15 protein-coding genes are annotated in these 16,577 nt (G+C 71.1%); 4 read left to right on the forward strand and 11 right to left on the reverse strand.

The window, feature by feature from the left end; genetic code table 11:
- Positions 1–29 precede the first annotated feature (29 nt).
- Positions 30–872, reverse strand: a complete 843-nt coding sequence (locus Q1K33_RS07590; protein ID WP_300402341.1) for a hypothetical protein — start codon at positions 870–872, stop codon at positions 30–32.
- Between the two features lie 64 nt (positions 873–936).
- On the opposite strand from Q1K33_RS07590, the gene Q1K33_RS07595 reads away from it, so the two are divergent.
- On the forward strand, positions 937–1,809 hold the full coding sequence (locus tag Q1K33_RS07595) for an A/G-specific adenine glycosylase (protein ID WP_300402343.1): 873 nt from the start codon (positions 937–939) through the stop codon (positions 1,807–1,809).
- 63 nt (positions 1,810–1,872) lie between these two features.
- On the opposite strand, the gene Q1K33_RS07600 is transcribed toward Q1K33_RS07595, so the two are convergent.
- Entirely contained in the window at positions 1,873–4,479 is a 2,607-nt protein-coding gene (locus Q1K33_RS07600; protein ID WP_300402345.1) for an ATP-dependent Clp protease ATP-binding subunit, read from the reverse strand.
- 439 nt (positions 4,480–4,918) lie between these two features.
- Here Q1K33_RS07600 and Q1K33_RS07605 point away from each other — a divergent pair, with 439 nt between their 5' ends.
- Both Q1K33_RS07605 and Q1K33_RS07610 read left to right on the forward strand, forming a co-directional pair.
- Complete coding sequence (locus tag Q1K33_RS07605) at positions 4,919–6,295, forward strand: MFS transporter (protein WP_300402347.1); 1,377 nt, start codon at positions 4,919–4,921, stop codon at positions 6,293–6,295.
- Complete coding sequence (locus tag Q1K33_RS07610; protein ID WP_300402456.1) at positions 6,210–6,785, forward strand: nucleoside deaminase; 576 nt, start codon at positions 6,210–6,212, stop codon at positions 6,783–6,785. The genes Q1K33_RS07605 and Q1K33_RS07610 overlap by 86 nt, the downstream gene beginning before the upstream one ends.
- A gap of 100 nt (positions 6,786–6,885) precedes the next feature.
- Here the strand turns inward: Q1K33_RS07610 and Q1K33_RS07615 are convergent, their stop codons facing one another.
- The 9 genes from Q1K33_RS07615 to Q1K33_RS07655 form a co-directional block, all read right to left on the reverse strand.
- On the reverse strand, positions 6,886–7,221 hold the full coding sequence (locus Q1K33_RS07615) for an Lsr2 family protein (RefSeq protein ID WP_300402349.1): 336 nt from the start codon (positions 7,219–7,221) through the stop codon (positions 6,886–6,888).
- A gap of 87 nt (positions 7,222–7,308) precedes the next feature.
- The gene (locus Q1K33_RS07620) at positions 7,309–8,097 is read right to left on the reverse strand and encodes a type III pantothenate kinase (RefSeq protein ID WP_300402351.1); all 789 of its coding nucleotides are present in this window, start codon (positions 8,095–8,097) and stop codon (positions 7,309–7,311) included.
- A 5-nt stretch (positions 8,098–8,102) separates the two neighbouring features.
- Positions 8,103–9,020, reverse strand: a complete 918-nt coding sequence (gene nadC, locus Q1K33_RS07625) for a carboxylating nicotinate-nucleotide diphosphorylase (protein WP_300402353.1) — start codon at positions 9,018–9,020, stop codon at positions 8,103–8,105.
- A complete protein-coding gene (locus Q1K33_RS07630; protein WP_300402355.1) occupies positions 9,017–10,699 on the reverse strand; it encodes an L-aspartate oxidase in 1,683 nt (560 codons plus the stop codon). Before Q1K33_RS07630 ends, nadC begins: the two co-directional genes overlap by 4 nt.
- Before the next feature lie 9 nt (positions 10,700–10,708).
- On the reverse strand, positions 10,709–11,128 hold the full coding sequence (panD, locus tag Q1K33_RS07635; RefSeq protein WP_300402357.1) for an aspartate 1-decarboxylase: 420 nt from the start codon (positions 11,126–11,128) through the stop codon (positions 10,709–10,711).
- Entirely contained in the window at positions 11,128–11,997 is an 870-nt protein-coding gene (panC, locus tag Q1K33_RS07640) for a pantoate--beta-alanine ligase (protein WP_300402359.1), read from the reverse strand. Before panC ends, panD begins: the two co-directional genes overlap by 1 nt.
- Positions 11,994–12,953, reverse strand: coding sequence for a Rossmann-like and DUF2520 domain-containing protein (locus Q1K33_RS07645; RefSeq protein WP_300402361.1), 960 nt, complete (start codon positions 12,951–12,953; stop codon positions 11,994–11,996). Before Q1K33_RS07645 ends, panC begins: the two co-directional genes overlap by 4 nt.
- 295 nt (positions 12,954–13,248) lie before the next feature.
- On the reverse strand, positions 13,249–14,211 hold the full coding sequence (locus Q1K33_RS07650; protein ID WP_300402363.1) for a hypothetical protein: 963 nt from the start codon (positions 14,209–14,211) through the stop codon (positions 13,249–13,251).
- Between the two features lie 2 nt (positions 14,212–14,213).
- Positions 14,214–15,305, reverse strand: coding sequence for a sulfotransferase family protein (locus Q1K33_RS07655; RefSeq protein WP_300402365.1), 1,092 nt, complete (start codon positions 15,303–15,305; stop codon positions 14,214–14,216).
- A gap of 51 nt (positions 15,306–15,356) precedes the next feature.
- Between Q1K33_RS07655 and Q1K33_RS07660 the strand changes: the two genes are divergently transcribed.
- Positions 15,357–16,484 (forward strand): glycosyltransferase, encoded by a 1,128-nt coding sequence (locus tag Q1K33_RS07660; protein WP_300402367.1) that lies wholly within the window; start codon positions 15,357–15,359, stop codon positions 16,482–16,484.
- The last annotated feature ends 93 nt before the right edge of the window (positions 16,485–16,577 follow it).

The following is a 16,577-nucleotide window of genomic DNA, read 5'->3' on the forward strand; positions in this document are numbered from 1 at the left end:
CCACCTCGCCCAAGCAACCACTTGACAAGCTATAGAAGCGTCTCGGCGCTGGCGCTCCCCACACCTCGACCGGCGTTGCCCGAACCCTTCTTGCCCTTCTTGCCCTGCTTGCCCTTCAGCTTCTCCGCCTCGGGCTCGGGCGCCGGCTCCGGCGCCGTGGGAGCGACCAGGTCGAAGACCAGGTCGGCGGGCTCCCCGCCGTACGCCGCCGCCGTGACGCGGTAGTCGGCGGCGGGCGCGAACTCCGTGAGCCGAGGGCACCCGGCGTCGGAGCGGCGGGTGTTCCAGCGCAGGTCGTAGGTCGCGGTGACCGCACGCCGTACGACGACGGACTGCTCGGTCAGGGCGCCCGGGCACTCCCGGCTCGCCCAGACCTCGTCGTCACCGGTGGAGATCCGGACCGCGAGGGTGTCGGCCGAGACCTGCCAGGTGCAGGCCTCCGCGCTGATGGTGCGTAGCTTGAGCGTGATCAGGGCCGACCGGCCGGCGACGGCCCGCTGCACGGTCGGGGTGACGGCGATGTCGTCGTCGACGCACTCGCCCTCGGGCTCGGCCAGCGGCGGAGCGGTCGGCAGCACCACGGTCGGCTCGGGCGTCGTCGGCGACCGCTCCTTCGTGCCCTTCTTCTTGCCGGTGCCGGCAGTGGGTCCGGCCGTGGGGGCCGCGGGCGGTGCTGCGCTCTCCTGGTCTGCGCCCACGTTGCTGGCAGTGACGCCCGGGCCCGTGGAGTCCGAGCCACCTCCGACAAGGTTGACCACGATCAGGACCAGGGCGACGACGGTGCCGAGCACGAAGAGCCGACGGCGCCAGTAGACCGCGGGGCTCAGCGGCCTTCCCGTGCCGGACCGGCCGGCACCCGTCGTCGAGGTCATGGAGGCGACGCTAACGACCTGACCCTGCCCGACGGGGGTGCCACTCCGCAGGGACAATCGTCGAGTGCCTCACGCCCTGCATCCCCCGGTCCTGGACTGGTACGACGAGCACGCGCGCGAGCTCCCCTGGCGCGGCCACGACGCCTCGGCGTGGTCGGTGATGGTCTCGGAGTTCATGCTCCAGCAGACTCCGGTGGTCCGCGTGATTCCGATGCACGAGGAGTGGCTGCGTCGTTGGCCGACCCCGGCCGATCTGGCCGGTGCACCCTCCGGGGAGGCGGTGCGGTCGTGGGGACGACTCGGGTACCCGCGCCGCGCGCTGCGCCTGCACGCGGCCGCGGTCGCCATCACCGAGCAGCACGGCGGCGTCGTGCCCTCCGAGTACGACGACCTGCTCGCCCTGCCCGGCGTCGGTGACTACACCGCCTCGGCCATCGCCTCCTTCGCCTACGGCCGGCGCCACGTGGTGCTGGACACCAACGTGCGTCGGGTCTTCGCCCGGGCGGTGAGCGGCGTGGAGTACCCCGCGACCGCGGTGACGCGGGCCGAGCGCGACATGGGGGCGATGTTGCTGCCCGACGACGCACCGACGGCGGCTACCTGGGCGGTGGCGGTGATGGAGCTGGGCGCGCTGGTCTGCACCGCCGTCAGCCCGCGCTGCGCCGACTGCCCGATCCGGGAGCGGTGCGCCTGGCAGCTGGCCGGCAAGCCGCCGTACGACGGTCCTCCGCGCAAGGCGCAGACGTGGGCCGGCACCGACCGGCAGTGTCGCGGCCGGCTGCTCAGCGTGCTGCGCGACAGCGAGGTCCCGGTGACCCGGGCGAGCCTGGACGTGGTCTGGAGCGATCAGTCCCAGCGCGAACGGTGCCTGGCGAGCCTGGTCACCGACCGGCTCGCCGTACGCCTCGACGACGGTGAGCGCTACGCGCTGCCCTGACCCGGGCGTCGCCAAGAATGCGCTGACCCGTCACACATGTGTGACGGGTCAGCGACGATTCGGTCAGGCGAGCTGGGCTCCGCCGCCCTCGGCCTCGCCGCCCTTGCCACGGGGGACGTCGCGAGGTCCCTCGTCCTCGGTGCTGGGAAGGTCGGGGGTGCTGCCACCGATCTCCGCGGCGTCGAAGGGCGGCAGGTCGGGCAGCTCGCCGACCTTCTGGCCCTCGAAGGTGAAGGTCGCGCTCGGACCCTCGCCCTCGACGCCGACCAGCACGATCTGACCGGGGCCCACTTCACCGAAGAGCATCTTCTCGGCGAGGGTGTCCTCGATCTCGCGCTGGATCGTGCGGCGCAGCGGCCGAGCGCCGAGGACCGGGTCGAACCCACGCACGGCCAGCAGGTCCTTGGCGGCCTGGGTCAGCTCGATGCGCATGTCGCGGTCGCGCATCCGCAGCTCGACCGAGGCGATCATGTTGTCGACCATGTGCACGATCTGCTCCCGCGTCAGCGGCGGGAACACGACGATCTCGTCGACACGGTTGAGGAACTCGGGCCGGAAGTGCTGCTTGAGCTCGTCCTGGACCTTGCCCTTCATCCGCTCGTAGGACCCGGCGGCGTCGCCCGACTGGTTGAAGCCGAGGTGGACCGACTTGTTGATGTCCTTGGTGCCGAGGTTGGTGGTCATGATGATGACGGTGTTCTTGAAGTCGACCACCCGGCCCTGGGAGTCGGTCAGTCGACCCTCCTCCAGGATCTGCAACAGCGAGTTGAAGATGTCGGGGTGGGCCTTCTCGACCTCGTCGAAGAGCACCACGGAGAACGGCTTGCGGCGCACCTTCTCGGTGAGCTGGCCGCCCTCCTCGTAGCCGACGTAGCCCGGAGGCGAGCCGAAGAGCCGCGAGACGGTGTGCTTCTCGGAGAACTCCGACATGTCGAGCTGGATCAGGGAGTCCTCGTCGCCGAAGAGGAACTCGGCCAGCGTCTTGGACAGCCACGTCTTGCCGACGCCCGACGGTCCGGCGAAGATGAAGGACCCACCGGGGCGCTTCGGGTCCTTCAGCCCGGCACGCGTACGGCGGATCGCGCGCGAGAGCGCCTTGACGGCCTCGTCCTGGCCGATGACCCGCTTGTGGAGCTCGTCCTCCATCTTGAGCAGCCGCGAGGACTCCTCCTCGGAGAGCTTGACGATCGGGATGCCGGTCGCGACGGCGAGGACCTCGGCGATCAGCTCCTCGTCGACCTCGGCGACGTCGTCCATGTCGCCGGCGCGCCACTGCTTCTCGCGCTCGGACTTCTTGAGGATGAGCTGCTTCTCCTCGTCACGCAGCCGCGCGGCGGCCTCGAAGTCCTGGCCGTCGATCGCCGCCTCCTTGCGCTGACGGACCTCGCCGATCTGGTCGTCGTAGTCGCGCAGGTCGGCGGGCTGGGTCATCCGGCGGATCCGCAGCCGCGAGCCGGCCTCGTCGATCAGGTCGATCGCCTTGTCGGGCAGGAACCGGTCGGAGATGTAGCGGTCGGCCAGGGTCGCGGCCGAGACCAGCGCCTCGTCGGTGATCGTGACCCGGTGGTGGGCCTCGTAGCGGTCGCGCAGGCCCTTGAGCATCTCGATCGTGTGGGCGATCGACGGCTCGGCGACCTGGATCGGCTGGAAGCGGCGCTCCAGGGCGGCGTCCTTCTCGAGGTACTTGCGGTACTCGTCGAGCGTCGTCGCACCGATCGTCTGCAGCTCGCCGCGGGCCAGCATCGGCTTGAGGATGCTGGCGGCGTCGATCGCGCCCTCGGCCGCACCGGCACCGACGAGGGTGTGGATCTCGTCGATGAACAGCACGATGTCGCCGCGGGTGCGGATCTCCTTGAGGACCTTCTTGAGCCGCTCCTCGAAGTCACCGCGGTAGCGGCTGCCGGCGACGAGCGCGCCGAGGTCGAGGGTGTAGATCTGCTTGTCCTTGAGCGTCTCGGGCACGTTGCCCTTGACGATGTCCTGGGCCAGGCCCTCGACGATCGTGGTCTTGCCGACGCCGGGCTCACCGATCAGGACCGGGTTGTTCTTCGTGCGGCGCGAGAGGATCTGCATCACGCGCTCGATCTCGGACTCGCGCCCGATCACGGGGTCGAGCTTGCCCTCGCGGGCGTCCTGGGTGAGGTTGCGACCGAACTGGTCGAGCACCAGGGACGAGGACGGCGCGTCGCCGCCGGCACCCTGGGCGGCGGCCTGCGCGGTCGACTCCTTGCCCTGGAAGCCGGAGAGCAGCTGGATGACCTGCTGGCGGACCCGGTTGAGGTCGGCGCCGAGCTTCTGCAGCACTTGGGCGGCCACTCCCTCGCCCTCGCGGATCAGGCCGAGCAGGATGTGCTCGGTGCCGATGTAGGAGTGTCCGAGCTGCAGCGCCTCGCGCAGGGACAGCTCGAGCACCTTCTTGGCGCGCGGCGTGAAGGGGATGTGACCGGAGGGCGCCTGCTGGCCCTGACCGATGATCTCCTCGACCTGGGCGCGCACCGCCTCCAGGGAGATGTCGAGGCTCTCGAGCGCCTTGGCCGCGACGCCCTCACCCTCGTGGATCAGCCCGAGCAGGATGTGCTCCGTGCCGATGTAGTTGTGGGAGAGCATGCGCGCCTCTTCTTGGGCAAGCACGACCACCCGACGAGCTCGGTCAGTGAACCGTTCGAACATCCGCAACTCCTCTGCGTCACTGGGGTCCCGTCCGCTCCGGGGTGGAGAGAGGGGCACGGGAGGTCTAACCCCGCTCCCAGCCTACGCGTTCCCGTCACAGACGGAACGGCGTCCGCTATCAGCGAACATCACCGGCCAGCCGCCGGCGAGGAACGAGCGGGTGGCGTGGGGCCGGGGAGATTGAGCGAGGCGCGCGAGTGAGGGACGAACTCGCGCCGGCGGCGTCGAGATCCAGCGAGCCGAGAAGCAGCAGCACCGACGAGGCTGACGCGAAGGGTCGTGTGCCCCAGCACGACCCATCCACCGCCCTCAGGCACACGACCCCGCCCCGAGGCGAAGCCACCTCCACCCGCGGGGTCCGGCGCGACGATCGGTGCCCACCTCGCCAGGGCGGCGGCGGCGCGGGGAATGGGCGGCCCGCCCGCCCGGTTGCCCCGCGGTGAGGTCCCCCGCACAGCCGCTCGCCCCGCGCCCCGCGTTCGCCGTCGTCGTGGCCGCGTTCCTCGTGACGATGATCGGCACCACGCTGCCGACACCGATGTACGTCGAGTACCAGGCGCGCTTCGACTTCTCGCTGACCATGGTGACGGTCATCTTCGCGACGTACGCCGTGGGCGTGCTCGCCGCGCTGCTGGTCACCGGCCGCTGGTCGGACGCGATCGGGCGACGCCCGATGCTGCTCGCTGGTCTCGCCCTCTCTGCCGCGTCCGACGTCGTCTTCCTGGCCGCCGACGCGACCTGGGTGCTGCTCGTCGGTCGCCTGGTGTCCGGCGTCTCGGCCGGGATCTACGTCGGTACGGCGACCGCCGCCGTGTTCGAGTCGGCACCGACTGCCTGGCGTCGACGCGCACCGCTGGTCGCGACGGCCGCCAACATCGGGGGACTGGGCCTCGGTCCTCTCGTGGCCGCGTCGCTGATCACGATCGGGCCGTGGCCGGTGCACCTCGGCTTCGCGGTCCACCTCGCCGTGGCACTGCTGGTCGGTGCCCTGCTCCTCCGGATCCCCGAGACGGTGGACGTCGAGCCGGGCGCGCGGCTGCGCGTGGCGCGGCCCGAGGTCCCGCAGCAGGCACGGACCACGTTCGTCGGGGCGGCCGTCGTCGGCTTCGCGGGGTTCGCGGTGCTCGGCCTGATGACGGCGGTCTCGCCCCGCTTCGTCGCGGAGGCCGAGCCGGGCGCGGGCGCGATCCTCGGCGTCTCGGTGGTCACCGTGCTGTTCCTCTCGTCGGTGCTCGCCCAGGTACTCCTGAGCCGGGTGCCCCTCACCACCGCGGTCGACCTCGGCTGCGTGCTGCTCGCCGCCGGCACGGGGCTGCTGGCGCTGGCCATCGGGATCGGCACCCTGCCCCTGATGCTGGTGGCCGCCGTGGTGGGTGGTGCCGGTCAGGGCCTGTCCTTCAGCAAGGGGCTGGGCTCCGTGCTGGCCCGGGTGGAGCCACGCCAGCGGGCGGGCACGACATCGGCCTTCTTCGTGGTCGCCTACGTGGCCCTGTCGCTGCCCGTCGTGGGTGACGGGCTCGCGTCCCAGCGCTTCGGGCTGGTCCCGGCAGGGGTCGCGTTCTCACTCGTGGTGACAGGTCTGGCCCTCGCCGCCCTGCTGGTGCTGCGGCTGGACCGCCGCGCAGGCACTCAGCCACCGAGCGCCGTACGAAACATTCGGTCCCTAGCCTGGTCGGATGGCCCGGACCACCGAGGACGACCTCGCGCGCACCACCAGGCTGCTCGACGTCATCGAGCACGACATCGTGCCGCTGACCACCCGGGGTGTCGCTGCCGGCAACAAGCTGTTCGGAGCCGCGATCATCCGCAGGAGTGACTGGTCGCTGGTCGTGGCCGCCACCAACAACGAGGTCGAGAACCCGCTGTGGCACGGCGAGATCCACGCCATCAAGCTCTTCCACGAGCTGCCACGCGCCACCCGTCCGCCGGCCTCGGACTGCCTCTTCCTGGCCACCCACGAGCCGTGCTCGCTGTGCCTGAGCGGCATCACGTGGGCCGGGTTCGACAACTTCAGCTACCTCTTCAGCCACCGGGACTCCGCCGAGTCCTTCGCCATCCCCTACGACATCGCGATCCTGAAGGCCGTCTACGCCGTCCCGGACCCCGATCGGTCCGCCCCGGCGCCGGACCGTGACCTCTACAACCGCAGCAACGACTACTTCACCAGCACCGACCTGGTCGGCGTGATCGCGGCACTGGGCGAACCGCTGCTGGACGAGCGTCTCGCCCGGCTCGACGCGACGTACGACGCGCTCTCGGCGACGTACCAGTCACACAAGGGTGGCGCTGACATCCCACTGGCCTGACATCCCACTGCCTGACATCCCACTGCCTGACATCCCACTGGCCGGAGACGCAGACCGACCCGCCGCGAGGACGTCGCGACGGGTCGGTGCTGGGTGCGGATCAGTGAACGGCGTCGTAGGCCTCACGGATCTCGGCAGGGATGCGGCCACGGTCCGGCACGGAGTGACCGTTCTCGCGGGCCCACTCGCGCACGTCGGCCGCGCTGGCGCCATTGGCGCTGGCGGCGGCGCCGTTGGACTTCTTGGCCGAGCGACGACCCGACGTCACCTTGCGGGCGTGGCCGAGGAACGGGGCCAGGGCCTCACGCAGGCTCGAGGCGTGTCCGTCGTTGAGATCGATCTCGTACGACGTGCCGTCGAGGCCGAAGGCGACGGTCTCGGTCGCCTCGGTGTCGTCGATGTCGTCGACCAGAATAATGTTTACCTTCTGTGCCACGGGATTACCTCGTCTTTGAGTATGTGGTGAATAGGAGCAGTCATCATTGTGCACGATGATCGCTCAATACCCAAAGCCGCCGGACGATTATCCGCGGATATTCCGGCGGAATACCATCTCCAACCCCTGGAGCGTCAGCCACGGCGCGTGCTCGGTAAAGCAGTCGCATTCGTCGAATACCAGGGGTGATAAATAACCCGTCGCTATCACCGAGACGTCCTCGAGCGCCACGTCGAGCTCGTCGACGATCCGCTCCACCAGGCCCTCGACCTGGGCGGCCACGCCGAACACCAGTCCCGACTGCAGTGCCTCGACGGTGTTCTTGGCGATCACCGAGCGCGGCCGGATCAGTTCGACCTGCCGCAGCTGGGCTCCGCGACGCCCCAGCGCCTCGAGCGAGATCTCGATGCCCGGAGCGATAGCACCTCCGACATACTGGCCCGCGGCGTTTATCACGTCGAAGGTGGTGGCGGTACCTCCGAAATCGACGACCACCGCGGGTCCGCCGTAGATGGTTGCTGCGGCCAACGAATTGACGATCCGGTCGGTGCCCACCTCGCGGGGGTTGTCGGTGAGCACCGGAATACCGGTGCGCACGCCGGGCTCGACCACGAGATATTCGAGATCTGCGAAGTGCCGCGCAAGCATCTCGCGCCCTGCCTGGGTCACCCCGGGCACCGTCGAGCAGAGCACGATGCCCGAGATCGGGTCCGGGCCGGTGAAGTGCCGGCCGACGAGTCCGCGCAGCAGGACCGCCCACTCGTCAGCAGTGCGCCGCCCGTCGGTCGAGACCCGCCAGTGGGCCGGCACGTCCCCGTCGGAGACGATCCCGAGCACGGTGTGCGCGTTGCCGACGTCGACCGCGAGCAAGGACACCGCCCTCAGCCCTCGAGGAAGTCGAAGCCGAGGTCGAAGACGACGACCGAGTGCGTCAGCGCCCCCACCGAGATGAAGTCCACGCCGGTGCGGGCCACGGCCGACGCCCGCTCGAGGGTGAGGCCGCCCGAGGCCTCCAGGGTGGCGCCGACGCCGGAGTCGGCGGTGATGCGCACCGCCTCGGCCATCGTCTCGTCGCTCATGTTGTCGAGCAGGATCTGCGTGCAGCCCGCGGCGAGCAGATCGCGCAGCTGCCCCAGATCGGTGACCTCGACCTCCACGGGGAGGTCGGGGTACGACGCGCGCACGGCCTCGAGCGCCGGCACGACTCCCCCCGCGGCCACGACGTGGTTGTCCTTCACCATGGCCAGGTCGCTGAGGCTGAAGCGGTGGTTGACTCCTCCGCCGCAGCGCACGGCGTACTTCTGGAGGGCGCGGAAGCCGGGCAGCGTCTTGCGGGTGTCGAGCACCTTGGCTCGGGTGCCCTCCAGGGCCGCGACCCAGTGCGACGTCGCGGTGGCGATGCCGGAGAGGTGGCTGGCGAAGTTCAGGGCGGTGCGCTCGGCGGTGAGCAGACCACGGGTGCGCCCGGCGACGCGCATCACGACGTCACCGGGCGAGACGCGGGTGCCGTCGGGCACTCGCTCGGTGATCTCGACGTCGTCCCCGAGGACCAGGTGGAAGACGAGCGCGGCGACGCCCAGCCCTGCCACGACGCCCTCGTCGCGGGCCGCGAAGACACCTTCGGTCCGAGCATCGGCGGGGATCGTGGCGACCGAGGTGAGGTCGAGGGCGCCGTCGGGAAGGTCCTCCTGCAGGGCGCGGAGCACGTAGTCGACCAGGGCCTCGTAGCCGAGGTCGGCGGCCTCGAGCTCCTGCTTCAGGTCCCGTGGCGGCGGCAGGTGAAAGGGGAAGCAACTCATGCGGAGCCCCCGTCGGTCGCCGGCGCCGAGACGAACGAGACCTCCGCGACCCCGTCGCTCATCACCGTGTCGAAGTGTCCTGCCCAGGTCACGTCGTCGCGCTCGGGGAAGTCGTCGCGCCAGTGCGAGCCGCGCGTCTCCTCGCGGCCGCGCGCCGCCTCGGTCAGCGCCTCGGCGACGGTGAGCAGGTTGGTGGTCTCCCACGCGGCGAGGTCCACGCCCTCGGCGCTGCGGCTCCCGATCTTGTCGAGCATGCTGCTGGCCTCCTGGAGCCCGACCTCGTTGCGCAGCACGCCGACGCGCGAGGTCATCACCTCCTGCAGCTCGGGGCGGGCATCGCCGGGCACCAGCCCGGGCGTCCGGGTGTCGGGGGCCGGGTCGGACCACGGACGCAGCTCGTCGGGGAGGACCTGGGCGATCCGCCGCGAGTAGACGAGCCCCTCGAGCAGCGAGTTGGACGCCAGACGGTTGGCGCCGTGCACGCCCGAGCAGGCGACCTCACCGGTGGCGTAGAGGCCGGGTACGTCGGAGCGTCCGTGCAGGTCGGTGCGCACACCACCCGAGGCGTAGTGACACGCCGGGGCGACGGGGATGAGCTGGGTCGTCGGGTCGATGCCGTGGGTGCGACAGACGCCCAGGATGGTCGGGAAGCGCCGCTCCCAGAACTCCGCCCCCAGGTGACGCGCGTCGAGCCACATGTGCGGCCGGCCGGTGTCGAGCATCCGTCGCATGATCGCCTTGGCGACCACGTCGCGCGGGGCGAGGTCGGCGAGCTCGTGGACTCCCTGCATGAAGCGGTGGCCGTCGAAGTCGACGAGGACGGCGCCTTCGCCCCGGACCGCCTCGGAGATGAGGGGCTGCTGGCCCATCGAGTCGGCACCGAGGTACATCACCGTCGGGTGGAACTGCACGAACTCCAGGTCGCGCAGGGTTGCTCCCCCGCGCAGCGCCAGGGCCATTCCGTCGCCCGTCGAGACCGCAGGGTTGGTCGTCTGCGAGAACACCTGGCCGAGGCCGCCGCTGGCCAGGACCAGCGCCCGGCACAGCACCGCACCGACTCCGTCGCGCTGTCCCTCGCCCATCACGTGCACGGTCACGCCGGCGACGCCACCATCGCCCTCGACCGGGTCGGTGAGGAGCAGGTCGACGGCCAAGCCACGCTTGATGATCTCGATCTCCGGGGCGGCACCGACGGCGGCGATCAGCGCCCGTTGGATCTCGGCGCCCGTGGCGTCGCCGCCGGCGTGCGCGATCCGGTCACGGTGGTGGCCGCCCTCGCGGGTCAACGAGATCTCCCCGTGGACGTCGTGGTCGAAGTTGGCGCCCAGCGCGATCAGCTCGCGCACGGCGTCCGGCCCCTCGTCGACCAGGACTCGGACGGCCTCCTCGTCACACACCCCGGCACCGGCGACCAGGGTGTCGATCGCGTGCTCCTCGGGCGAGTCGCCCGGACCCAGCGCCGCTGCGATCCCGCCCTGCGCCCACTGCGTGGAGCCGGCGGCCAGCCGGTCCTTGGTGATCACCAGGATCTTGCCGACCCCGTTGTCGGCGGCGTTGAGGCGCAGCGCCGTCGTCAGGCCGGCGATGCCGGAGCCGACGATGACGACGTCGGCCTGGGTGGTCCAGCCGGGCGAGGGAGCGCTCAAGCGCCCCGGGACACGGCGTACGGCAGTGGGCATCTGAGGATGCTAGTTGCTGGTGGTCGCGTCGCCCCGCACGAGCCGGTCGTCACCGAACGTCTCGGCCGGGTCGAAACCAGTGGCGAGAATCTTGTTGTCGGCGTCGACGAAGACGACGTGCGGCTGGTGCTCGCGCGCCTCGGCGGTCTCCATCTGCCCGTAGGCGATCAGGATGACGAGGTCACCGGGGTGCACCAGCCTGGCGGCGGCACCGTTGATGCCGATGACACCGCTGCCGCGCTCGCCCGCGATCGTGTAGGTCTCCAGCCGCGCACCGTTGGTGATGTCGACGATGTGAACCAGCTCGCCGGACAGCAGGTCGGCCGCGTCGAGGAGGTCCTCGTCGACGGTCACCGAGCCGACGTAGTGCAGGTCGGCCTGGGTGACGGTGGCGCGGTGGATCTTGCTGGTCATCATGGTTCGCAGCATCAGGGTCTTCCGATCGTGAGGGGCAGGTTGTCGATGAGGCGGGTGGTGCCGACCTTCGCCGCGATGAGGGCACGGCCCTCGGTGCCGGGCGGCGCGTCGGCGGGCACGGGTGAGAGGTCGGGCAGGGTGATCTCGAGGTAGTCCAGGTCGACGCCCAGCGACTCGCGGAGCTCGCCGCGCGCCGCGTCGAGCGCAGCGTCGACGCCGTGCGGCGCCTCGTCGGCGGCCGCGCGCAGGGTGCGGTTGAGCGCGACCGCCTGGAGCCGTTGCTCGGGGTCGAGGAAGCGGTTGCGGCTCGACATGGCCAGCCCGTCGGTCTCGCGCAGCGTCGGAGCACCGACGACCTCGACCCCCTGGCACAGGTCCGCGGCCATCCGGCGGATCAGCACCAGCTGCTGGTAGTCCTTCTGCCCGAAGACCGCTACGTCGGGACGGACCAGGCCGAAGAGCTTGGCGACGACCGTCAGGACACCCCGGAAGTGGCCCGGGCGGGTGCGTCCCTCGAGCGTCTCGGCGAGGGGGCCGGGGTCGATGCTCACCATCGGCTCGCCGCCGGGGTAGACCTCGTCGACGCTCGGCGCGAAGACCACGTCGACCCCCTCGCGGGCACAGACAGCGACGTCGTCGTCGAGGGTGCGGGGGTAGCGGTCGAGGTCCTCGCCCGGCGCGAACTGCATCGGGTTCACGAACACCGACACCACCAACGGGCCGTCGTCGACCTCGTGGCGCGCCGCGGCCATGAGGCTGGCGTGGCCGCCGTGCAGGGCGCCCATCGTCGGCACGAAGCCGACCCGCTCCCCCGGCCGCTTCGCCAGGACGTCGGCCAGCTCGGCCCGGGTGGAGGCCAGGACGGGACGTTCGTGGGTCACGACGTCCAGCGTGCCCGCACGGGCTGCGCGAGGGCGGCCGCGTCCAGCACCTGGGTGATCGTCAGGGCCCGCATGGGCGTGAGTCGGCCGTCGGTGACCGCACGGCTCAGGGTCGCTCGCGCCAGGGCGAGGTAGGACGGCAGCGTGGTCGGCGCCTCGGCGGAGATGCCGTCGAGGTGGGCACGCACGGTGTTGAGGTCGCCGCGCACGATCGGGCCGGTCAGGGCGGCGTCGCCGTGCTCGAGGGCGTTGTCGAGGGCGGCGGTCAGCAGGGGGCGCAGGGTCGCGGCCGGGTCGTCGGCACCAGCGGCGGCCAGGAGCTCCATCGCCTCGGTCACCAGGGTCACCAGGTGGTTGGCGCCGTGGGCCAGACCTGCGTGGTAGAGCGCCCGGCGGGTCTCGGGCACCCACATGGTGTCGCCACCCAGGTCGGCGACGAGCTGGGCCGCGACCTCACGCTCCTCCACCTCGGCCGTGAGACCGAAGGTGCAGCCGCCCAGGCGCTCGAGGTCGACGCCGGTCCCGGTGAAGGTCATGGCAGGGTGCAGCGCGATGGCGCGGGCACCGACGGCGATGGCCGGCGCGAGGATCGCCAGGCCGTGGCGGCCGGACGTGTGCACGACGTACTGCCCCTCGTGCAGGGCACCGGAGTCGGCGAGCACCGACACGACGTTGCCGAGCATGTCGTCGGGCACCGTGAGCAGGAGCAGGTCGCAGTCGCGCGCGACGGCACTGGGCTTGTCGATCGACACACCCGGCAGCAGATCGGCGATCCGTCCGCGCGAGGCGTCCGACTCGCCGGCCACCGACACGACCTCGTGGCCGGCCCCGCGCAGCGACGCGGCCAGCACGGCGCCCACACGCCCGGCGCCGACGACGCCGATGCGGAACCGACGGGGACCCGAGGTCGGGGGTTGCTCGTCCGCGCGCAGGGCAGCGGTCAAGGGCTCAGACATGGTTTCGAACCTTTCGTTCCAGTCCCGCCGACCACCCTGCTGCCCCGTGTTGCTGCGGGCGGCCGGGCCGGTGTGGGTACCAGACGGTGTGCTCGTACGACTCTGACGTGTGTGCAACGTCGAATCTATCGGGTGTGCTTCCTCCGTGTGAACGGAATGTGACGTGACCCGGGCCACAGGCGTGGTTGCCGTCCGACCTCAGGTCACCGGGTTTCGACCGCTCGCACGAGTTCGTCCCTCACCCGTGTCGCTTGCTCAACCTTCGCTCGCGACGCTGCGCGCTCGTGCCTCGCGCTCAGCTGCTCGCTCGGTCGTCCGAGGTGACGACGGTGCCGACCTCGAGCGGGCGGGGGGCCTGGGGCAACCAGGTGCGGGTCACGTGATCGACGACGTGGACACCGGCGGGCGAGGAGATCTCGTGGACCCCGACCGGCACGGTGCCGTCCTGCAGGGCGTGGAAGACCTCCCACTCGCGCCGCTTGCGCTTGTTGCGGAAGCTGGTGGCGAACGACGACGGGTCGGTCCAGTGCGCGAACTCGTCGCCGTCGAGGTACTTCAGCTCCACGCACAGCCCGAACGGCAGGCCGATCGTGCGCACCGGCTTCGGTGTCGTGCGGACCTCCCACTCGAAGGCCTTGGTGAAGACGAAGTCGGGGCCGGTCGGAAAGCCCCACTCCTCCGCGTTGCGCAGCCCCAGGTCGAGCCAGCCGTGGTCGGGTCTGCTGCTGTCGAGGTAGAGGCCGTGGCGCGGGACCCTGATGATCGACTGCACGTCACCGACCTGCCAGGCGAGGTCGGCCAGCGACCACTCGCCCTCCGGAGTCAGGACCATGTCGCCGTCCCACTTGAAGGAGTAGCGCGTCTGGACCTGCGCGAAGCACCAGTTGTAGAAGTACGCCAGCGAGTGCACGGACTGCTCGTGGACCGCGAGGTGCTCGGCGCCCGCGCGCGCGACGGCGAAGGGGTACGTCGTGACGCGCAGCGTGCTGGCGTGCCCGGCCTGCTCCGCGACCGCACGAGCGACGTCGGCGCTGGCGTCGGTCGAGCCGTTGTCGACCAGCAGCACGTGGTCCATCGCGCGCAGCAGCGGCGGGAGCACCCACGGCAACGACAGTGCCTCGTCCTTGACCCGCAGGACCGCGGTGCTTCCGGGTCGCAGGCCGCCGGGCCGGGTCCACGGCCAGACGATGTCGTAGTCGGTGTGGCCCTCACGGTTGGCGATGCCGGTCCCAGCGCCGGCCCCGGACGCCGGAGCCACGGCTAGCGCTCCCGGCCGACGAGCTTGCGCAGACCACGCCGTACCGAGGGCGGTACGGCGGCGCGCAACCCGTGCGGGACCTTGTCGGCGGCGAAGCCGGAGTCAGGTGCAGGTGCAGGCTTGGGGGCTCCGGCGGCGCCCTGCCCCGGCCGCCGCCTGAGGCGGTGCTCGGTGGCGACCACCGAGGAGCGCGAGATCGCCTCGGACTCTGCGTAGAGGTCGACGTAGGCCTCGCGGAGCTGGTCGAGCGTGTCGTGCACGGCGGGGATGTCACCCTCGGGCTCGGCGAGCTTGTTGAGCTCGGCCCAGGTCTCGCCCGTGAGCTCGTGCAGGCGGGTCGGGAGCGCGAGGTCGTCGAGGCTCTGGCCCATCCGGCGCAGCGACGGGTCGACGAATCGGTGGCCGTCGCGGATCCGCTCGGAGTCGGCGTGCAGCACGTGCTGCAGGTCGAGGGTCTCGCCGACGCGCATCGTCGTGCGGGTCCAGTCCTCGAGGAGGTCGCCGTACCGGACGAAGACACGACCGGCACCCGCCTCGGCACGTGTCGCCCGCTCGGTGTGCAGGAGCATGTTGAGCCAGGATGCCGTCAGGTGTGCCGACCCGAGCTTGTTGGCGTAGTAGAGCTGCTTGGACCCCACCACCTCGGCGGGCGGACGCAGCATCGTGGCGAAGACGGGCCGCACCCCCGTGCGGATCGCCGCGACCCGCCACAGGCCGAGGAACCAGCTGAGTCGTGGGTCCTTGACGACCAGCTCCGAGTTGACCGCGAAGTGACCCTCGAGCCACTGCGACGTGGCGATCCGCTCGGGCTCGCGCGTGCTGATCCGGCCGGTCTCGAACCACGCCTCAGGGCGGGCGTCGGAGACCTGGACGTTCGCCTCCGCCAGCAGCCGGTCGTGGTGGTCGACGACCCACTGCGGCTCGCTGAAGCCCTTGGGGTTCGACGCGTCCGCCGGCACCTCGGGGCGCGGCACGTGGAGCCCGAGGATCTGCATCAGCCCGGCCATCGTGCTCGTGCCACTGCGACCGGCCCCGGCGACGAACAGCACCGTGCGCGGATGGGCGCTGGGCTCTGCGGGGGTGGGTGCGCTCACGAGGCGCGATGCTATCGCCTGTCCCGCTCTCCCCTGCCCTAACCTGGCGCCATGCGATGGCGAGGAAGACAGGGCGCCCCGCTGATCAGCGTCGTCGTCCCCGTCTTCGACGTCGAGGCCTACCTGCCGGCGTGCCTGGACAGCGTGCTCGCCCAGACCCACGAAGAGCTGCAGGTGGTCGTCGTCGACGACGGATCCACCGACACCTCCGGCGCGATCGCGGACGCGTACGCCGCCCGCGACCCGCGCGTCGAGGTCGTGCACACCGACAACCAGGGACTGGGGGCGGCCCGCAACGAGGGCCTGCGCCACGCCCGCGGCACCTTCCTCGCCTTCGCCGACTCCGACGACGTCGTCCCGCCCGCGGCCTACGCGACCCTGCTGCGCCAGCAGCAGCGCACGGGTGCCGACCTGGTCACCGGCTCCATCGTGTGGTGGTACGACGACCCGGACGGCGAGCGGCAGGTGCAGCCCCCGTGGATGAAGCGCCTGCACGCCACGCGGCAGGCCGGGATCATCGACCAGATGCCCGAGCTCCTGGGCGACGTCTTCGCGTGGAACAAGCTCTATCGCCGGGACTTCTGGGTGAGCGTCGGCCTGTCGTGGCCCGTGGGCACTCGCTACGAGGACCAACCCACCCTGACCGAGGCCTACCTCCGGGCGCGCCGGATCGGCGTCGTCCCCGACGTGGTCTACCAGTGGCGGATCCGCTCGGACGGCTCGTCCATCACCCAGCAGCGGGCATCGCTCGACGACCTGCAGGACCGCTGGGCGACCAAGCGCACCTCCCGGCAGTCGGTGCTCGACTATGGCTCGAGCAAGGTGAGCAAGACCTTCCAGGACAAGGTGCTGCCCGGCGACCTGCACCGCTACTTCGTGCTCATCCCCGACTGCGACGACGAGTGGTACGCCGTGCTGGAGTCGGGGGTGCGTGAGTTCTTCGGCGCCCGCTCCCTGGTCCACTCCGGGCTGCCGCCGATGCACCGGCTCACCGGGTGGCTCGTCGAGCAGGGACGCCGCGACGACGCCGCGCTGGTGATGCGCTTCCTGCGCGACCTCCCCCGGGGCGAGTGGGCACCGCGCGTCGAGGACGAGCACGGCCGGCGGATCGACGTACCGGGTCTGGCTGCCGGCAGCGTGCCCCGAGCAGCCCTGGCGCTGCGCGACCACGAGCGCTGATCGCCGCTCCGACCCGCCGGATGGCGGCCGACGGGCCGCCCCACCCTTCGGTGGTGGTTAGGGTTGTCGGGTTCCGGACCCTTCCCTCCGATG

The organism is Nocardioides sp. (assembly GCF_029937575.1).
Classification (GTDB): Bacteria; Actinomycetota; Actinomycetes; order Propionibacteriales; family Nocardioidaceae; genus Nocardioides.

Bases quoted from the DNA above. Each gene is read 5' to 3' on its own strand.
- Q1K33_RS07590 (WP_300402341.1), bottom strand. From the start codon at position 872: ATGACCTCGACGACGGGTGCCGGCCGGTCCGGCACGGGAAGGCCGCTG.
- nadC (WP_300402353.1), bottom strand. From the start codon at position 9,020: ATGAGTTGCTTCCCCTTTCACCTGCCGCCGCCACGGGACCTGAAGCAG.
- Q1K33_RS07645 (WP_300402361.1), bottom strand. From the start codon at position 12,953: ATGTCTGAGCCCTTGACCGCTGCCCTGCGCGCGGACGAGCAACCCCCG.
- Q1K33_RS07660 (WP_300402367.1), top strand. From the start codon at position 15,357: ATGCGATGGCGAGGAAGACAGGGCGCCCCGCTGATCAGCGTCGTCGTC.
- panD (WP_300402357.1), bottom strand. From the start codon at position 11,128: ATGCTGCGAACCATGATGACCAGCAAGATCCACCGCGCCACCGTCACC.
- Q1K33_RS07600 (WP_300402345.1), bottom strand. From the start codon at position 4,479: ATGTTCGAACGGTTCACTGACCGAGCTCGTCGGGTGGTCGTGCTTGCC.
- Q1K33_RS07630 (WP_300402355.1), bottom strand. From the start codon at position 10,699: ATGCCCACTGCCGTACGCCGTGTCCCGGGGCGCTTGAGCGCTCCCTCG.